We start from the raw sequence: 19160 nt of genomic DNA on the forward strand, positions 1-19160 counted from the left end.
ACAAATAAATTAAAAATTATGAAAAGATTTAGCGAAAAGTACATTGTTACAAAAGATATGGAATGGGAAGTTCTTGGAGGAGGAGTCTCAAGAAAATTCTTAGGTTACGATAACCAAATCATGATGGTAAGAGTAAAATTTGACGAAGGCGCATTAGGTGCACCACATCAACATTTTCATACGCAAGCTACCTATTGTGTTTCAGGTAAATTTGAGTTCGAAATTGATGGAGTAAAACAAATAGTTGAAGCAGGAGATGGTGTGTATATTGAGCCTAACTTATTACATAGTGCAATTTGCTTAGAAGAAGGAGAGTTGATAGATACATTTAGTCCAGTACGAGAAGATTTCTTAACAGGAGAAGGACCATCTTATTTTGGAGATAAAGAATCTTAGGACAAATCTTCTTGTCTTGATTTTTAGAGCTTTATAAAATAGCGAGATATTTCTATACTACAATTCATATAGATGCTATTTTAACTTAAACATTCACTATTTTAACATAGATAATTTACGAAAACGATGTATTTAACAAAATTTTATATATATTTGGTCAACCAAACTGGTTTACCAATTTGGTTGACCAGTAAATTATCTCGAAGCAATCTCCTGTTAGGTAGTGTTAAGCGACAATTTACTAACTAATAAATAAACTAATAATAAAACAATCTAATCTAAACAATGAATTATGAATTTAAAAATTAAACTCATTACAGTTGTTACACTACTCTTTAGTGTGATGATTTTTGCTCAAGAGGCTTATACTATAAAAGGTACGGTCACTTCAGCAGTTGACAACATGCCCATTCCGGGTGCAAATATTATTGTTGTTACAACAACTAGAGGTACTTCTACGGATTTTGATGGAAATTTCCAATTAGAGGTGGCTAAAGGAGAATCTGTTCAAATTTCTTATATTGGATATGTTTCTCAGACTATTGTAATTGATGGTCAGACAACCTTAAATATCTCACTAGCAGAAGATGATAATTCTTTAAGTGAAGTTGTTGTTGTAGGATATGGTACACGTAAAAAATCACATCTTACTGGAGCTATTTCTAAGGTAGGTGGGGATGATGTTGCAGCAGTGCAGGTAACACGTGTTGATGATGCATTAGCAGGTAAATTATCTGGTGTATTAATTCAGAACCAAAACGGTTCGCCAGGTGCAGCTCCAAAAATTCAAATTAGAGCAGCTTCATCAATTTCAAGTGCATCTAATCCTTTAATTGTTGTAGATGGTTATCCTATCTCTGGAGGTTTAGAAACAGTTAACCCAAATGATATTGAAAGTTTAGAAATTTTAAAGGATGCTGCTTCAGCTGCAATTTATGGCTCTAGAGGTGCGAACGGTGTTGTGTTAATTACAACTAAGAAAGGAAAATCCGGTAAAGCAAGTTTTAGTTATAATGCTTATACAAGTTTTTCTAGTAAGTATCGTGATAATATATTAAAGTCAGGTCCAGAGTGGGCTGCGCATTCAAGAGAGCAAATTGCTGCGGGTAATTGGTCAGGAACAGTTGATAATGTTGATCCAGCTTTTCTTGAGTATAGATTAAGTGCTTATGAAAATTCACCAGGAGCAATTAGTCCTGAAGATTGGCTTTTTAGAAATGGTAGTACAACAAGTCATGATTTTAGTATGAGCGGAGGAACTGATGATGTTAATTATTTTGCATCAGTAGGTTACCAAAATACAGACGGTATAATCATAACTGAAGGTTTTGAAAGACTTAACGCACGTTTAAATGTAGATGCTAAATTGGGAGATAAATTTAAGACTGGTGTTAGTTTCAATGGCTTTACATCAGATAGAGATATTTTAGGTCACGATATGAGAGATTTACTAAGATCTTATGGTGTTCACCCTGTTTATCATACAGCAGAGTCTATTGCGTTTGTTCAGGGGTTAGACGCTCAGGCTCAAGCTTTAGGATTAGAGGCTTTTGACGATGGTTACAGAGGGTCTACTTATGAAGCCAATAGTATTTATGCATTAGAGCCTGGTATGGCTGCGCAAGACTGGCATTACGGAAGAAATAATAATGGTATTGGTGGGTCTGGAGATGCAGGTCCTGCTGCTAAGCTTGATAATACGGAACGTTGGGAAAAAACGTTTTTCGGAAATGTAAGTTCTTATTTGCAGTATAGCATTATTGACGGATTAAATATTAAAACCGTACTAGGTGGTGATTTAAAAGATACGCAATATTATGAGCATAGATTACTTGGTTATGATTCTAGAGCGAGAACAAATCAAACTTATATGGATCAAACGGACTTAAAGGTATGGTCTGTGTTAAGTGAAACGACATTAAGTTATGCAAAAGTAATTGGTAAGCATGATATCTCAGCAGTTGCTGGTATAGAATTTCAAACTACAAAATTTGTAGGAACTGGTTTAGATGGTGTTAATGTACCAGATGAAGATATTCTTAATTATAACTTATTTGATCCAGCGGATATTACAGTTACAGAGAGAAAAGAGACTAGAGCTAGAGAAAGTGTTTTTGGTAGAATAAACTACGCGTATGATGATAAATATTTAGCCTCAGTATCTATAAGGAGAGATGGTGATTCTCGCTTTGGTGCAAATAAGAAATATGCTACTTTCCCTGCGCTTTCATTAGGGTGGAATGTACATAATGAATCTTTCATGGAAGATAATGACGTACTAAGTAAATTAAAATTAAGATTTAGTACAGGTTCTTTAGGAACGGCTTCTTTCTTAGGGTCATATGATGCTTTGAGTCTTTTGGATCCATCAGCAACTTATTATGGAACAGGTTATTTAATTCCAGAAAATGTAGCTAATCCAGATTTAACATGGCAAACAAATACAGAGACAAACTATGGTGTTGATTTCGGATTTTTAAATAATAGATTTACCTTAGGTATAGATTATTATACATCTGATATTGAGGATATTTTAATTAATCAAAGTATTTCTGAAGTTTTCGGTACGTCATCAATTGTGCTTAACTCTGGAGATGTTAGAAGTTCCGGATGGGAATTTGAGTTAAACGCTAGAGTAATTAGTAATGATGATTTTTCTTGGAGTTTTAATGCTAACTTATCTACAGTTGAAACTGAAATTACAGACTTAGGTGGTTTAGATGAATTACCTCAGGCTATTTATGGGCAAAGTGGTAGAGGTCCTGTTTTTAGAAACTATGTAGGTGGAGGTATTGGTGAAATGTGGGGTCTAGAAACTATCGGCGAAGTTGAAATGGAATATTTAGCTGATGGAACTAGGCATCCTAATAATCAATCTGGAGAATCTTACGTTGTAGATCAAAATGGTGATGGTGTAATTGATAATACTAAATCTGTTGCTGATGGTGGTGATTTAGTTAAAATTGGACAAAATACACCGGATTTTTACTGGGGAATGTCACATAATTTTAGTTATAAAGATTTTGATATGTCTTTACAATTTCAAGGGTCTCATGGAGCAGAGGTTTATAATATAGATCCACTTTATTATGGTTCGCAATGGGGAGGACGTTTAGTGAGTAGTTTTGATGCTGATGACAATGGTATTGCTGATCATAATGGAGAGCATTATACAGCGAGCAGAAATCAAACAGATGCTATGATTCAAGATGCTTCATTTATCGCTTTAAGAAATATAACACTAGGTTATACTTTAAAATCTGAATGGGTAGATAAGATTGGTTTAAGTTCTGTTAGAGCATATGTTGCTGCATCGAACTTATTATATATAATGGCAGATAATTATACATCATATAACCCAGAGGGTGTTGCAACGTCAGGTGGTGATTATTTAGGGCCAACTACATATGGAGCGCAAGTTGGTGCGAGTCCAGTTGTAAGAAGTTTTACACTAGGTTTAAATGTTAATTTTTAAATAAAAAAAAATGAAAAAAATATATATATTATTAGGATCGTTATTCTTAATAACTTCTTGTTCTACGGATTTGGATCAATCCCCAAGTAATATTGCGAGTGCGGATTCTTTAACGGATTTTGAAGGTGTATTAAATGCTGCATATTATTATCAACTAGGTACTGTTACACCTTTGGCTGTAATGGGGGAATTTAGATCAGATAATGCTTTGATGGAAGAAGCACCATATACAGAGTTTGATGAATATGATAATGGCTTAACAGCAATGGAAGATCAGTTTTTTGGCCCTTTTTATACGGCTGCTTATAAATCAATTTTAAGTGCTAACAATGTAATTGAAAATTCTTCAGACGATACTGAGATTGGCGAGGCTAAATTTTTAAGAGCTTTAACTTATTTTAAATTGGTTAAAGTTTTTGGAGATGTTACTGTTAATCTATTGGCTTCACCTAGTTTAACTGATACGTCGGTTTTAGTTAGGCGTTCAGCTTCTGATGTTTACAATGATGTTATTATACCCGATTTAACTGATGCAATGGCAGTTTTAAGTACAACTATTAATGATGGTAGAGCATCTAAGTATGCTGCACAAGCTCTATTAGGTAAGGTTTATGTAACTATGGGTAATTTTGCCAGTGCAGAACCGCACTTAGCGGCTGTTGTAAATGGTGCTGCAGGAGCAGGGATCATGTTAAACGCAAATTATAATGAGATTTTTGGTGCTGCTAATGAGATAGAGAATTCTGAAATCATTTTTTCTACGCAAATTACGGGTTCTATAGTTGATGAATATACTTTTGGATCTGATTTTTGGAATTGGTTTGTTGGAGATGATCCAAAAGCAAATTACCCTGTTTCTACAAGTTTAGTAGCAGCATTTGATGCAAGTGATGCGTCTGGTGGTGGAACTGATTTAAGAAGAGCGGTAACCCTTGCTGATGATGGATTAACGGCTATAAAATTCCCAAAAGAAGGGGGGCAAGGAACAGAGCATGATTGGATTGAAATTCGTTTAGCGGATGTTATTCTTTTATATGCAGAAACTTTAAATGAAAATGGTTCACCAGCATCAACGGTGTTGCCATTATTAGATGACATTAGAACTAGAGCAGGATTGAATAGTTTAACGGGTACTGTGACTTCTCAAGCAGATGTAAGACAAGTAATTGCTGATGAAAGAAGACTTGAGTTAGCTTTTGAAGGGCATAGATGGTTCGATTTAGTGAGAACAGGAACTGCTAGTGCAGAAATGGGTGAAACGATTAATAGTAATTATTATGTATTCCCAGTTCCAATATCTGAAATTTTAGCTACTCGTGGAGTAATTACTCAAAATACAGGTTATTAATATAGATTTTTCTTTGATAACTTTTTTATGTAATATCCTTTTAAAAAGTTAATTCAATAGAATTAAAAATAAAAATTACCTTATTATGGATTTATTCCTTTTAAGGTAATTTTTTTGTTGAAATTTATGTGATTGTAATATTATCAAGTATAATATTTTCTGTAATTATTATTGAATTTTGTAGTCAAGAATTATTGGTTTAGAGTTAGGTCTTCTTAAAGTCAAAATAACTTTGAATTAACAAAAAAATAACATATATTTGGTAAACCAATCTGGTAAACCAATTATAATTTATTCATACAACAGTTGTATTCATGCAACCCACTAAATTAAATTTAATGATGAATTTAAAAATTAAACTAGCTACAATTTTCACATTATTTTGTGTTATTGTAATTTTTGCTCAAGAAAAATATGTCTTAAGTGGTACTGTAATGTCTGCAGTAGATAAAATGCCCATTCCTGGAGCGAACATTATTATTCTAAAAACAACAAGAGGTACTTCAACGGATTTTGATGGTAATTATCAACTAGATGTTGTAAAAGGTGATGTTCTTCAGTTTTCTTATATAGGTTATGTAACTCAGACTATTATTGTAGATAGTCAAAAGACCGTTAATATTTCATTAGTAGAATCAGATAACTCATTAAGCGAAGTCGTTGTTATTGGGTATGGTACACAAAAGAAAAGTCATACAACAGGTGCTATTTCAAAAGTTGTGAATGATGATTTAGGTCAGATTGCGGTATCTAGAGTAGATGATGCTTTGGTTGGACAAGTTTCTGGTGTAAATATACAAGCAACAGATGGTGAGGCAGGTGCTGCACCTACCATTACAATACGTGGTGTTGGTTCAATGGCTGGTGATTCTACACCTTTAATTGTTGTAGATGGTGTTATTGTAGATTCAGATTTTTTAGGGTCATTAAATATGAATGATGTAGAGTCTTTCGAAATTCTTAAAGATGCTGCTTCAGCTTCAATATACGGTTCAAAAGGGTCTAATGGTATTATAATGATTACCATGAAATCGGGTATTGAAGGTAAGACAAGAATTAGTTATAATACTTATACGGGATTTAAAGAAGCAAGAAAAAGTGATGCTTACGGTTATACCACAAAAGAGTGGGCAGAACAACAAATGGAAGAAAATGGAGAACTATCTATATATACGCAAGCACAGCTTCAAACAGGTACAGATCGTTCTTGGCAAGATGTGTTTTTTGATGGTGGCGCAATTACAAGTCATTCACTATCATTTAGAGGAGGTAATAAAAGCACAAAATATACAGCAAGTTTAAACTACTCCAATGATGAAGGGGTATTGTTAAATGATAACTACTCTAAGTATGGAGCTCGATTAAAAGTTGATAACAAAATAAACGATAAGTTTTCTATCGGAGTTAATTTTACACCTTCATATACAGTAAGAGATAGATTTGCAGAGTCAATTCATAATGTCGCAAGACACCAACCTTGGTTACCAATTTATCATGATGAGTATACATTACAGATGGTGGATCCTAGTTTTGGTCTTCAGGTAGGAGATTATGCTAGGCAAGATCATTTTACAATATTTGATTTTAATGGAGATGGTGTTTTTGATGAAGAACTTCAAAATCTTGGTAATAGTACTAATCAAAACCCTTATGCAAGAGCTTCAGAAAGAAGTAGAATGGATAAAAAATTCAAATTATTTGGTAGTGTTAATGGAAAATACAAAATTACAGATGGTTTAAATTTTACAACTACAATATCAGGATCTATTCAAGATACCAAGAGAACTGATTACTTAGGGACATTGGCTAGAAGAATTTCTACAGAAGCTTATATGGTTGAAACAAATCAAAAAGAACAATATTATATTTTTGATAATTTTTTAAACTACAATAAAGTTTTTGGAAAGCATGAAATAGGTGTTACACTTGGTAACTCAATCGAAACAAGAGATTATTTTTTCTCAACGATTAAGGGTATAGGTTTTGAAAATGATGTTGTTCAACAAATTTCTGGAGCAACTAGTATAATTTCAGATGAAACATTTGGGTTCGAATGGCAAAAAAGAGGGATTTCATACATTTCAAGATTGACTTATGCATACGATGACAAGTATTTAATGTCGCTTAGTTTACGGAGAGATGGAAGTTCTATTTTTGGGTCTGATTATAAGTATGGTAATTTCTCTGCAGCATCTCTAGGTTGGAATATACATAAAGAGAAGTTTTTAGAAGATAGTGATTTTGTTTCACTACTTAAATTAAGAGCTAGTTATGGTGTTACAGGTAATGACCGTTTAAATACAGGTAGTGTGAATCCAGATGCTCAGGGTAGTACATCTGTTTTAAGCTCAGATAACGTATTACAAGATTATTACCCTCATTTATCATTATTAGATTTAACAACTTATGTTGTTGATGGAACAATAACAACTGGATATTCTCCATTAAACCTTGCAAATCCAGAATTAAAATGGGAACGACTAATTGAGATTAATCCAGGTATCGATTTTGGTTTTTTAAATAATAAAATTACAGGGTCTATTGATTGGTATCAAAGAACTAGTGATCAATTATTATTAAACAACCCTGTGTCTGCAACAACTGGTTTTAACAGTGCTTTAGTTAATTTAGGAGAAGTGAAAAATCAAGGTTTTGAATTTGAGATTCGAACTAGAAATATCAACAAAGAAAAATTCTCATGGCAATCTACTTTAATTGCAACAACAAACGAAAACACGTTAGTTAATTTTGCAGATTCGAATGGGCAAATTACTAGTATCGACCCTTCAAGACCTGCTGAATGGATAAATCAAGAAGGGCAACCAATCTCGTCTTTTTATGGTTATGTTGTTGAGTCAGAAGTGCCGGTTGAATATAGAGATAGACCTTATAGACATGTCGGTGCTGAATTTGGTTGGGTAAAAGTTAAGGATTTAAATGGTGATGGTGTTTTAGATGCTGATGATAAAACCATTTTAGGGAATCCATATCCTGAATTAATTTGGAGTTTTAGTAATGATTTTAAAATTGGAAATTTAGATTTTTCAGTGATGTTTCAAGGTTCTCATGGTGCAGAAGTTAGGAACATAGGTGACCATTATTTGTTTAGTCATAACAATAACAGAACTTTAAATGATGCCGCTTCAGAAGCTGGTTATGGTAATGAGTTCTTAGTAGATAAGTATTTAACTAATAGTATTATTCAGGATGCGTCTTATATCGCTTTGAGAAATGTGAATATAGGTTATAGTTTCCCTGAAGATTTAACAAGTAAATTAAAGATTTCGAAATTACGTATTTATGCATCTGGTCAGAACCTAATGTATAAGACAGCAGATGGATACACAGGTTGGAATCCAGAAGCCTTAGATAAAACGAGTCCTACTCAATATGGATACCAACGAGGTGGATCTCCAATTTATAGAACAATATCTTTAGGGTTAGACCTAGATTTTTAAAAATAAAATATAATACTTAATACAATATATCATGAAATATAGAACATATATAGCTATCTTACTAATAGGGGTTTTGGTGACATCTTGTAGTGATTTTTTAGAGCCAGAACCAAGCTCGGCGCTTACATCAAACAATTATTATACTACTTCAGCAGAATTAGAGTCAGCACTAATTGGTGCTTATGACGCTATTCAAGGAGTAGGTGACTTCGATAAGGATGAGAATCACGGTGTTCAATATGAGTTTTACATCACAGAGATGAGAAGTGGTAACACGGCAACAAAAATTGCTGATCCAGATGATTTTTCTGACGCTGGTCAATTTGAGTCATTCAATGTACTTCCAATAAATGGATTAGTCGGTAATTATTATGATAGTTATTATGAAGTTATATATAGAGCAAATGTTGTTTTAGATAATTTAGGGAATGTAAGTGATGACACTTCATCAATAGAAGCTGAAGCTAAATTTATTAGAGCCTATGCCTATTTTAACTTAGTAAGATTATTTGGAGATTTACCTTATGTTGACCATGTTTTAAGTCCATTAGAAAAAGAAGCTCAGTTTACAAGAGTTGATACGAGTATAATATATGATTTAATTGTTAGTGATTTAATAACGGCAGAAGCTGGTTTAGATAATACTTATAAAACAAGGGCTTCAAAAGCTGCAGCACAAGGACTATTAGCAAAAGTATATCTTACTTTAGAGAACCCTGAATATGCTAAGGCACAAATAATGTGTGAAAAAATTATTAACGACGGATCATTTGGTTTGGTAGACTTTAATGATGTGTTTTACCAAGAGTTAAATCAAGAAATAATTTTTGCAGTAGGTTTTAATAGCTTAAATGATAGTCAAACCTTTTCTTCACAATTTATGAATTCTGTAGGGCCATCAAGTGGTGTAAATTATGCAACTTATGACCTTGTAGATGATTTAAATGAGTTTGGAGGTATTAGAGCACAATATTCATTTAGACAAGACCCTAATCATTTAACTTCAGTGAGATATCAATGTGCTAAGTATTTCCCTGATGGTGATGATGGAGGTACAACAAATCCTCATACTTTTGATATTAGCCCTAATCCAAGATTGGCGGGAAATGATTGGATTGTATTGCGTTATGCAGATGTATTATTGATGCATGTAGAAGCTATAATGGCAGGTGCTAATGAAACCAATGTAGGTGCCGCTTTAACTTCTTTTCAACAGGTAAGAGATAGAGCAGGATTAACTGATGCTGTTACGGAAATATCACTTGATGATTTATTATTAGAAAGACGAGTAGAATTAGCTTTTGAAAACCATAGACTATTTGATTTAATTAGATTGGGTAGAGCAGAATCTACGTTATCAGCGTATTCAGTAGCTAACGGGTTTGGATTTACAGCATCAGACTTGTTATTACCTATTCCACAAAATGAAGTTAATTTAAGTGATGGACTAATGACCCAAAACCCAGGTTATTAGAATATAATTTTAAAACATAAAAAAATGAAAAATATTAATAGATTAGAGAAATTTGTATCGCAAAAGTTAATGATTATTGTACTACTTATTACTTGTAGTGTAACTGTGGCTTGTGATCCTTCAATAGATTCATTAGCTTTTGATTTACCAGATGCTAATTCTCAAGAAGACTTAACACCTCCTTCAGCCTTATTTTCCATTATTGAAGGTAATGATTATTTAACCTATTCATTTTCAAACCAATCTGTAAGTGCAACAATGTACTTATGGGAATATGGTGATGGTAATAGCTCAACTGGTGTGGATGGTGCTAATATATATTCAGAAGAAGGTACATATACTATAACGTTGACAGCAACTGATAACTTAGGTGTTTCTAGTACATATACGGCTGAATTAGTTGTAGTAGAGCCAGAAATACCACCAACATTAATTCCAGTAATTCTTGAGCCAGGTTTTGACAATGGAAATGATAGTAGGGACGTTTGGAGAAACTCTAGTTTAGGAGGAGTAATCCAAATAACAGGATCAAGCGGTTATCATGAAGGTAATAATGGAGCTAAATTACCGGATCCAGGGAGTGACAGGATAGGTTATCAATTAATCTCGGAGTTTACTCCTAATAAAACTTACTCTTTAACCTTTAAGTATAGGTTTAAAAATGATACGGATGATAATGGACTTCTTCATGTTTCAATGTTAACAGAAACTAATGATCCAGCTGATATTGCAGCTAATACTGTTGGGGCAATTACGTTTTCAGAAGATGTTGCTGGTGTAGATGATCTAATTTCTGGGACTTTAGTATTTAATTCAGGTGCTAATTCATCGTTAGCAATATTCTTTTATAATGAATTTGATGAGTCTTATATAGATTCTTTTGAAATTGAAGCACTTGATTAATTAGTAAAACTAATAATATGTTAAGATACCTTAAAATATGTTTGTTTGTTTTTCTTACCGTTTCAATTAGTACTAATTGCCAAGCGCAAGATGTTAAAACTTCAAAAGAAGTAAAAAAAACTAAGAAGAAAAAGAAGAAGAAAAAGAAGAAAGTAAAACTGCCTGATATTGATTTAAGTCATTGGAAAGTTACATTACCAGTAACAAACGATAAAGGAAAGCCATATGAAATAGATCCACCTGAAATTTTAGATTTTGCAAATAATGAAGTGGCAAAACCCTATATGTACATAGATTCTACAAAAGGTGCTATTGTTTTTCATGCCATGCCAACAGAGTCAAAAACTAAAAACACCAAGTACACGCGTTCTGAATTAAGAGAACAGATGGTGCCAGGTGAAAATAATGTAAACTGGACATTCAAGGATGGTGGAAATATGAAGGCAAAAATTGCGATGGATGAAGTATCTAAAGATTCAGAAGGTAAATACCATCGCGTTATTATAATGCAAATTCATGGCAGATTAACTAATGAGCAAAGAGATTTAATTGGAGAAGACGATAATAACGCACCACCAATTTTAAAAATCTATTGGGATAAAGGTAAAATAAGAATAAAATCGAAGGTTTTAAAAAACTTAAATGCGTCAGATACCGAAATTTTACATGAAGATGCTTGGGATAATGATGAAGGATTTAATTTTGAACAAGAAGTGGGTTTTAGAAAATTTACATTAGAGGTACAGGTTTCTGATGGTAAAATGTTAATTATATTAAATGGTAATGAATATAAATCTTACGAAAGTATCCATATAAAAAAATGGGGAATTTTTGAAAATTATTTTAAGGCAGGAAATTACTTTCAATCAAGAGATGAAGGAGCATTTGCTAAAGTAAGATTTTACGAATTAGAAGTAAGTCATTAAAAAGTTTATTTGAGTTAGTCGCTTATTGAATTCTACGGTTGATTAGTTGTGCAAGTAGAATTCTTTAAGCACTAATATTTAATTAATCGGTATTTATATACCTTTAGCAAATAAAAATTAGATTAAAGAATTTATAAATATTTAAGTTATGAAATTAGAAATGTTAACAAATACTGAAGCACTCGATAATCAGAACACTATCATTTCTAAGATTAGAGATTTAATAAATTTAAAGAATCTTGAGCCAGGAGATAAGCTACCTTCGGAAAGAACACTATCTGAAAAATTTGGAGTATCTAGAAGTAATGTTAGAGATGCAATTCAGAAATTAGAATTTTATGGGTTATTAAAATCTATTCCTCAAAGTGGAACCTTTGTTGCTAATATTGGTGTTATTGCTATGAATGGGATGATAGACGATATCCTAAGAATAGAAACTCCAGATTTTAAATCTTTAGTTGAAACAAGAATTTTACTAGAACTAAAAACAGTGCGTTTAGCAGCATTAAGAAGAACAGATCGAGATTTAGAAAAAATACATGATGCACTAATGGCATATGAAGCAAAAGTGTTGGAAGGAAAGGACGCTGTACAGGAAGATTTGTTATTTCACTTAGCGATTGCAAAGGCTTGCGGTAATAGTTCAATGAATACATTTATGCTTACTATTACTCCAGAGATTATTACAAATTTTGAAAAGTATCATGTATGTGATAAGAGTTTATCAAATAAGGGAATAGATGAGCATAGAGCTATTTACAATGCTATAGAGCAACAAGACCCAAAATTAGCAAAACAAAAAATGAAGGATCATTTTAGTGTATTATATCAATATTGTTACAATGTTTAAAAATCATTTAATTCAAATTAAATTATGCAAATAGGTAAAAAATTAAAAGGTTTAAGATGGTGGGTTATTGGTTTAATCGCTTTAGCAACCGTAATAAACTATATTGACAGGCAAGCATTGCCTGTTCTTTGGCCAGACATTGCGAAGGATCTGTATCCAAACAAAACACCAGATGAGCGAAAGGAAATTTATGCAATTATTTCTACGTTGTTTATATTTTCTTATGCATTTGGCCAGGCTATTTTTGGTAAAATTTTCGACAAATTTGGGACACGCATAGGTTTTACGCTTTCAATTGGTTTTTGGTCGATAGCAACAGCTTTACATGCTTTTGCAAGAGGGATATTTACATTAAGTATTTTCCGTTCGCTATTAGGAATAGCTGAAGCAGGAAACTGGCCAGGTGCGGCAAAAGCAAATGCCGAATGGTTTCCTACAAAAGAGCGTGCTTTTGCACAAGGATTGTTTAATTCTGGTGCTGCTATTGGTGGAATTATTGCATTCCCAACTATTGGTCTATTATCGGTTTATTTTAGCTGGAATTGGATATTTATATTAGTAGGTATTACAGGTTTACTATGGCTTATTCCGTGGTGGATTTTAGTAAAGTCTCCACCTAAAAAACACCCTTGGATAACAGATGAAGAGCGTGAATATATTTTAACAGGACAACAGAATCAGGATGAAGATGCTGACGGAGAATTTGATGAAGGGTATAATCCAGATACTGGTAAAATGTTAAGCCATAAAGAAAGTTGGGGAGTTATTATTGCTTCTGCAGCTCTCGATCCAATTTGGTGGTTATTTATTTTTTGGATTCCAATTTACCTACATGAAGTTTATGGTATGGATGTAAAATCAATTGGATTTTATGCTTGGGTACCTTATGTTGGTGCTATGCTTGGTGCTTGGTTTGGAGGATTATTAGCTCAAAACCGTATAAAAATTGGTTGGACAGTGAATAAAACACGAAAATTCGTAATAACGCTTGGATGTGTAATTATGCTTCCTGCTTTATTAGCAATGGCAAATCCAGGTGGACCAGAAACAGCTGTAATATTAATGGCAGTTATTTTATTTGGTTTTCAAACAGCTATTGGTAATGTACAGACTTTACCAAGTGATTTATTTGGTGGTAAGACAGTAGGAACGCTTTCGGGATTTGCGGGTATGGCTGCTAAATTAGGAGCATTTGGATTAACAGCTTTAGTACCTTGGTTAACATCAGGAGGAAATTACACGCCAGCATTTATTATAGGTGCTGCGTTAGCAATCATTACGGTGGCAAGTGTTTGGATATTATGTCCTAAAATTGAGCCATTAAAAAGTAAAAATTAAAACACAAATACTAACATAAATATAGATTAAAATGAGTGATAATAAAGGAAAAGTAGCTGTAGTAACTGGTGCTACTGGAGGTATAGGATTTGAAGTAGCTAAAAGATTAGGCCAAGATGGATACACTGTTGTATTAAACGGTATAGAGGATGAAGCAGGTGCTGAAAGAGTAAAGCAACTTACAGATGAAGGAATTACTGCAGAATACGTTGGTTTTGATGTTACAAGTGACGAAGCTGTAACTTCAAATATCACAAAAATTGGTGAAAAATATGGTAGAATCGATGTACTTGTAAATAATGCAGGTGGATTAGGTGGAAGATCTAGATTTGAAGAAATGACTACAGATTTTTACCGTTTTGTAATGGCACTTAACCTTGATTCGGTATTTTTTGCGTCAAGAGCAGCAATACCGTTTTTAAAGAAAGGTGAGAACCCTACAATAATTAACTATACATCTAATGCAGGTTGGACAGCTGGAGGACCAGGAGCTGGTATCTATGGTACTTCTAAAGCCGGAGTTCATGCAATTACAAGAGCATTAGCAAAAGATTTGGCTGAATATGGAATTAGAGTAAACGCGGTATCACCTGGTACGATTGATACTCCTTTCCACGCACAGATAAAAGCTACTAAACCAGAAGTTTTTGCTTCATGGGCAAACAACATTATGTTAGGAAGACTTGGTCAGCCTGAAGATGTTGCGGGTGTTATTTCTTTCTTAGCTAGTAAAGATGCAGCTTTTATAACTGCAGAAACTATTCAAATTGGAGGAGGACAAGCTTTAGGTATCTAATACTTAAAAATTCATAGAATTTAAAAAGCGTTATTATAGGAATATAATAACGCTTTTTTATTTTGAAGAATCCCTTATAATTAATTCTGCATCAAGGATTATTTTGTTTAAGCTTTGTTTTAAATCGTCTTGAGAAACAAGGTTTAGGAATCTTTCTGCTGCAAGCCTTCCAATATCTTTACTGTGTTGGGCTACACTTGTAATAGAAGGATTTACTAACGATGTAAATGGCTCGTTACCAAAACCGACAAGCCTTATGTCATTCGGGACGTTAATGTTCTCTTCATTTAAGATTTGTAAAGCGCCAAGAGCAGCATAATCACTTGCGACATATACAGCATCTGGTCTATCTTTAAGTTTAAGGAGTTTTAGCATTTCGTTTCTACCATCTTCTAGAGTCAATGAACTTTCAATAATAAGACTATCATCAATGGGTAGGTTATGTTTTTCTAGAGCATCAACATAACCTTTAATTCTATTGTTAAAAATTCGGGTTCGTCTATAACCTCCAATATGTGCAATACGCTTACAACCTTTTTCAACTAAATGAGCAACTATTATTTGGCTACTATCGTAATCATTTATCCCTACATAATCTACATTAAGGTCATTCTCACCTCTATCAAAAAGTATTAACGGAATACCATTAGATTTAATTTTTTCATAATGTGATAAATCTACAGTTTCGTTTGCCATAGAAGCAATAATACCGTCAACTTGAGTATATAATAACGTGTCTATGTTTTTGCATTCCTTTTTAAAAGACTCGTTAGATTGTGTTATAATAATGTTATAACCAGCTTTATCTAATACAGCTTCCATTTGTTCAATTACCGAGGAGAAGAAGTTACTATTTGTTCTTGGTACAATAACACCAACTAAATGACTTTTACCTTTTCGTAATGCACTTGCCAAATGATTTGGTTGATAATTAAGTTCTTTTGCAACACGCTCGACCTCTTTTTTTGTTTTATCACTAATACGAGAATCATCATGCATAGCTTTAGAAACAGCTGCAGGTGATATATTTAGCTCATTAGCAATGTCTTTTAGTGTTGTTCTTTTTTTATTCGCCAAGTTTTTATATATTTGCTTAATCGATTAAGCAAATATAATGCTTTAATCTAAAAGAATCAAAACAGAAGAGTTTTGATTTATTTTTAAATGAATTGGTTAATCGATTAACCAAACAACAATTTTATAACTAATTAAACAAATATTTAGAATGAAAAAAGTAGTCACTTTTGGAGAAATAATGCTAAGATTAGCACCACAAGGTTTTTTGAGATTTTCTCAAGCGAACAATTTTGATGCCATTTATGGTGGTGGAGAATCTAATGTAGCTGTATCATTAGCGAACTATGGTGTACCTGTAGATTTTGTAACACGTTTACCTAAGAATGATATTGGTGAGTGTGCCATGATGGAAATGCGTAAAAGAGGTGTAGGAGTAGATAAAATTATCTATGGTGGAGACCGTTTAGGTATCTATTTTTTAGAAACAGGTGCTGTTAGTAGAGGATCTAAAGTAGTATATGATAGAGCACATTCTGCAATTTCAGAAATCGAACCAGGAATGGTAGATTGGAAAGCTGTATTTAAAGATGTAGCTTGGTTTCATTGGACAGGTATTACACCTGCAATTTCTCAAGGCGCAGCAGATGCTTGTTTAGAAGCTGTAAAAGTTGCTAGTGAAATGGGTGTTACTATTTCTACAGATTTAAATTATAGAGCTAAACTGTGGACATTCTGTGATGACGCACATAGAGAAAAAATAATGACTGAATTAACATCGTATTGTGATGTTGTATTAGGTAACGAAGAAGATGCTGAAAAACATTTTGGTATTCACCCAGAAGGTTTAGATGTGCATAAACATGGACACGATGTAAAAGCTGAAGCTTTCTTATCAGTTTGTAAACAAATGATGGCTAAATTCCCTAGAGCGAAAAAAGTAATTACTACTTTAAGAGGTTCTATTTCAGCTTCTCATAATACTTGGGCAGGTGTTTTATATGATGGTAAAAAAATGTACGAAACACGTCAATACCAAATAACTGATATTGTTGATAGAGTTGGTGGTGGAGATTCATTTATGGGTGGATTAATCTACGGATTATTAAAATATCCTGAAAATGACCAAAACGCATTAGACTTTGCTGTTGCAGCTTCATGTTTAAAACATACTATCAAAGGTGATGCTAACTTAGTAACCGTTTCTGAAGTAGAAAAATTAATGGGTGGTGATGCATCTGGACGTGTTGCAAGATAAATTTTATACGTTTTAGAATTTTGAAAAAATCAATAGCAATCATTTGTGGAGGAGGTCCTGCACCAGGTATAAATACTGTAATAAGTACCGTAGCTAAAACTTTCATAAAAGATGGTTATGAGGTAATTGGTGTTCATCATGGATACGAAGGCTTATGTTCAGATAATCCTGACGTGAAGCTGTTCGATTTTCACCATGCAGACCGAATTTTTAGTCGTGGTGGTTCTACTCTAATTATGAGTAGATTTAAGCCTAAAGACAGTGATTTTAGAACGAATTTTTTTAAAAATAATAATGTAAAATTATTGGTTACTATTGGTGGTGATGATACAGCATCTACTGCCAATAGGCTAACCAAATATCTTCAAACTCAAGATTTGGAGGTAGCTCATATACATGTGCCTAAAACTATTGATAATGATTTGCCTTTGCCAGATAGAAATCCAACGTTTGGTTTTCACACTGCAAAAGACGAAGGTGTTAGAATAGGTAATACGGTTTATGAAGATGCTCGTACTAGTGAAAACTGGTTTGTTGTATCAGCAATGGGACGATCAGCAGGTCATTTAGCATTTGGTATTGCTTCGGCATGTCATTTTCAAATGATGATTATTCCTGAAATGTTTAACAAAACAAAGATCACATTTGATAAGTTAATCAATATGATTATCTCATCTATTGTAAAATGTAAGATTGAAGGTGTTGAGTATGGTGTTGCATTAGTGAGTGAAGGTGTTTTTCATTTTATGGATGAAGATGAAATTATCAATTCAGGTATCAATTTTACCTACGATGATCATGGACATCCAGAATTAGGGAATGTGAGTAAATCGCACATCTTTAATTATTTACTTCAAGTTAAATTAAAAGAAATTGGTTTGGATATAAAATCAAGACCTGTAGAACTTGGTTATGAATTAAGATGTTGTAATCCAATAGCATTTGATTTAACACTATGTACATTGTTAGGTATAGGTGTTAAAAAATTATTTGATCAAGGCGTTACGGGTTGTATAGTTAGTGCAAACTCAAGTGGAGATATAAAGCCTTTATTTTTGAAAGATTTTGAAGATGAAAATGGTAAAATCCCGCCAAGATTAGTAGATATCGATTCTGATATGGCACAATTATTTATAGAGAATTTGTTCTTTTTAAAAGCGAAAGATTACGAAAAAGCGAAAGCATATTTACCGAATCCAGAGGCATATGATTTCAAGAAAATATTAAACTGGAATTAAATAAAAGATAATATTATGGCAAATTATACAAGAATAGAAGTTGCAAATGTTATGAAACAAACTGGTATGGTTCCATTGTTTTATAATGCAGATTTAGAAATAGGAAAAAAAGTAATAAAAGCGACATACGATGGTGGTGCACGTTTACTTGAATTTACAGCAAGAGGTGATTTTGCTCATGAAGTTTTTGGAGAGCTTAACAAATGGGTTCTTAAAGAATTACCTGGTATGATAATGGGTGTTGGTTCTGTAACTGATGCTGCATCTGCTTCTCGTTTTATGGCTTTAGGTGCTAACTTTATTGTAACACCCGTTTTAAGAGAAGATATTGCAATAGTTTGTAACAGACGTAAAGTAGCATGGTCTCCAGGATGTGGTTCTTTAACAGAAATCTGTAGAGCCGAAGAGTTAGGTTGTGAAGTTGTAAAACTTTTTCCAGGTGGTATTTATGGTCCTGATTTTGTTAAGGCAATAAAAGGCCCTCAACCTTGGACAAGCGTTATGCCAACAGGTGGTGTTTCACCAACGAGAGAAAATCTAGAAGGTTGGTTTAAAGCAGGTGTAACTTGCGTAGGTATGGGGTCTAAACTGATAGCTAAAGGTGCTGATGGTACTTATGATTTAGCAAAAATTGAATCTGATACAAGAAATGCATTAAGTATAATAAGTGATTTAAAATCGTAATA

General features: G+C 33.2%; 14 protein-coding genes. 13 read left to right on the forward strand and 1 reads right to left on the reverse strand.

The window, feature by feature from the left end:
• The first annotated feature begins 18 nt into the window (after positions 1-18).
• The 10 genes from Q0807_RS09320 (at position 19) to Q0807_RS09365 (ending at position 14964) form a co-directional block, all read left to right on the forward strand.
• Positions 19-396, forward strand: a complete 378-nt coding sequence (locus tag Q0807_RS09320; protein WP_299108949.1) for a cupin domain-containing protein — start codon at positions 19-21, stop codon at positions 394-396.
• Between the two features lie 292 nt (positions 397-688).
• Positions 689-3871: a TonB-dependent receptor gene (locus Q0807_RS09325; protein WP_299108951.1), complete on the forward strand. Its 3183-nt coding sequence runs from the start codon at positions 689-691 to the stop codon at positions 3869-3871.
• A gap of 10 nt (positions 3872-3881) precedes the next feature.
• Positions 3882-5219 (forward strand): RagB/SusD family nutrient uptake outer membrane protein, encoded by a 1338-nt coding sequence (locus Q0807_RS09330; protein ID WP_299108953.1) that lies wholly within the window; start codon positions 3882-3884, stop codon positions 5217-5219.
• A gap of 338 nt (positions 5220-5557) precedes the next feature.
• The gene (locus Q0807_RS09335) at positions 5558-8677 is read left to right on the forward strand and encodes a SusC/RagA family TonB-linked outer membrane protein (protein WP_367180240.1); all 3120 of its coding nucleotides are present in this window, start codon (positions 5558-5560) and stop codon (positions 8675-8677) included.
• Positions 8678-8708: 31 nt separating this feature from the next.
• Positions 8709-10151 (forward strand): RagB/SusD family nutrient uptake outer membrane protein, encoded by a 1443-nt coding sequence (locus Q0807_RS09340; RefSeq protein ID WP_299108955.1) that lies wholly within the window; start codon positions 8709-8711, stop codon positions 10149-10151.
• A 24-nt stretch (positions 10152-10175) separates the two neighbouring features.
• Complete coding sequence (locus Q0807_RS09345) at positions 10176-11054, forward strand: PKD domain-containing protein (RefSeq protein ID WP_299108957.1); 879 nt, start codon at positions 10176-10178, stop codon at positions 11052-11054.
• A 17-nt stretch (positions 11055-11071) separates the two neighbouring features.
• On the forward strand, positions 11072-11980 hold the full coding sequence (locus Q0807_RS09350) for a polysaccharide lyase family 7 protein (protein WP_299108959.1): 909 nt from the start codon (positions 11072-11074) through the stop codon (positions 11978-11980).
• A 148-nt stretch (positions 11981-12128) separates the two neighbouring features.
• A complete protein-coding gene (locus Q0807_RS09355; protein WP_299108960.1) occupies positions 12129-12830 on the forward strand; it encodes a FadR/GntR family transcriptional regulator in 702 nt (233 codons plus the stop codon).
• Between the two features lie 24 nt (positions 12831-12854).
• Entirely contained in the window at positions 12855-14168 is a 1314-nt protein-coding gene (locus tag Q0807_RS09360; protein ID WP_299108962.1) for an MFS transporter, read from the forward strand.
• A 31-nt stretch (positions 14169-14199) separates the two neighbouring features.
• Complete coding sequence (locus Q0807_RS09365; protein ID WP_299108964.1) at positions 14200-14964, forward strand: SDR family NAD(P)-dependent oxidoreductase; 765 nt, start codon at positions 14200-14202, stop codon at positions 14962-14964.
• A gap of 57 nt (positions 14965-15021) precedes the next feature.
• Here Q0807_RS09365 and Q0807_RS09370 read toward each other — a convergent pair whose 3' ends face one another.
• Positions 15022-16041, reverse strand: coding sequence for a LacI family DNA-binding transcriptional regulator (locus Q0807_RS09370; RefSeq protein ID WP_299108966.1), 1020 nt, complete (start codon positions 16039-16041; stop codon positions 15022-15024).
• Between the two features lie 148 nt (positions 16042-16189).
• On the opposite strand from Q0807_RS09370, the gene Q0807_RS09375 reads away from it, so the two are divergent.
• The 3 genes from Q0807_RS09375 to Q0807_RS09385 are packed head-to-tail and all read left to right on the forward strand — an operon-like array spanning position 16190 to position 19158.
• On the forward strand, positions 16190-17236 hold the full coding sequence (locus Q0807_RS09375; protein ID WP_299108968.1) for a sugar kinase: 1047 nt from the start codon (positions 16190-16192) through the stop codon (positions 17234-17236).
• 20 nt (positions 17237-17256) lie between these two features.
• Positions 17257-18474, forward strand: coding sequence for a 6-phosphofructokinase (locus tag Q0807_RS09380; RefSeq protein WP_299108970.1), 1218 nt, complete (start codon positions 17257-17259; stop codon positions 18472-18474).
• Positions 18475-18489: 15 nt separating this feature from the next.
• The gene (locus Q0807_RS09385; RefSeq protein ID WP_299108972.1) at positions 18490-19158 is read left to right on the forward strand and encodes a bifunctional 4-hydroxy-2-oxoglutarate aldolase/2-dehydro-3-deoxy-phosphogluconate aldolase; all 669 of its coding nucleotides are present in this window, start codon (positions 18490-18492) and stop codon (positions 19156-19158) included.
• The last annotated feature ends 2 nt before the right edge of the window (positions 19159-19160 follow it).

Origin of the sequence: uncultured Winogradskyella sp., from assembly GCF_947495255.1 — a bacterium.
Lineage (GTDB): Bacteria > Bacteroidota > Bacteroidia > Flavobacteriales > Flavobacteriaceae > Winogradskyella.

Coding starts and splice junctions, on each gene's coding strand:
- Q0807_RS09320 (WP_299108949.1), top strand. CDS start 19: ATGAAAAGATTTAGCGAAAAGTACATTGTTACAAAAGATATGGAATGG.
- Q0807_RS09325 (WP_299108951.1), top strand. CDS start 689: ATGAATTTAAAAATTAAACTCATTACAGTTGTTACACTACTCTTTAGT.
- Q0807_RS09330 (WP_299108953.1), top strand. CDS start 3,882: ATGAAAAAAATATATATATTATTAGGATCGTTATTCTTAATAACTTCT.
- Q0807_RS09335 (WP_367180240.1), top strand. CDS start 5,558: ATGATGAATTTAAAAATTAAACTAGCTACAATTTTCACATTATTTTGT.
- Q0807_RS09340 (WP_299108955.1), top strand. CDS start 8,709: ATGAAATATAGAACATATATAGCTATCTTACTAATAGGGGTTTTGGTG.
- Q0807_RS09345 (WP_299108957.1), top strand. CDS start 10,176: ATGAAAAATATTAATAGATTAGAGAAATTTGTATCGCAAAAGTTAATG.
- Q0807_RS09350 (WP_299108959.1), top strand. CDS start 11,072: ATGTTAAGATACCTTAAAATATGTTTGTTTGTTTTTCTTACCGTTTCA.
- Q0807_RS09355 (WP_299108960.1), top strand. CDS start 12,129: ATGAAATTAGAAATGTTAACAAATACTGAAGCACTCGATAATCAGAAC.
- Q0807_RS09360 (WP_299108962.1), top strand. CDS start 12,855: ATGCAAATAGGTAAAAAATTAAAAGGTTTAAGATGGTGGGTTATTGGT.
- Q0807_RS09365 (WP_299108964.1), top strand. CDS start 14,200: ATGAGTGATAATAAAGGAAAAGTAGCTGTAGTAACTGGTGCTACTGGA.
- Q0807_RS09375 (WP_299108968.1), top strand. CDS start 16,190: ATGAAAAAAGTAGTCACTTTTGGAGAAATAATGCTAAGATTAGCACCA.
- Q0807_RS09385 (WP_299108972.1), top strand. CDS start 18,490: ATGGCAAATTATACAAGAATAGAAGTTGCAAATGTTATGAAACAAACT.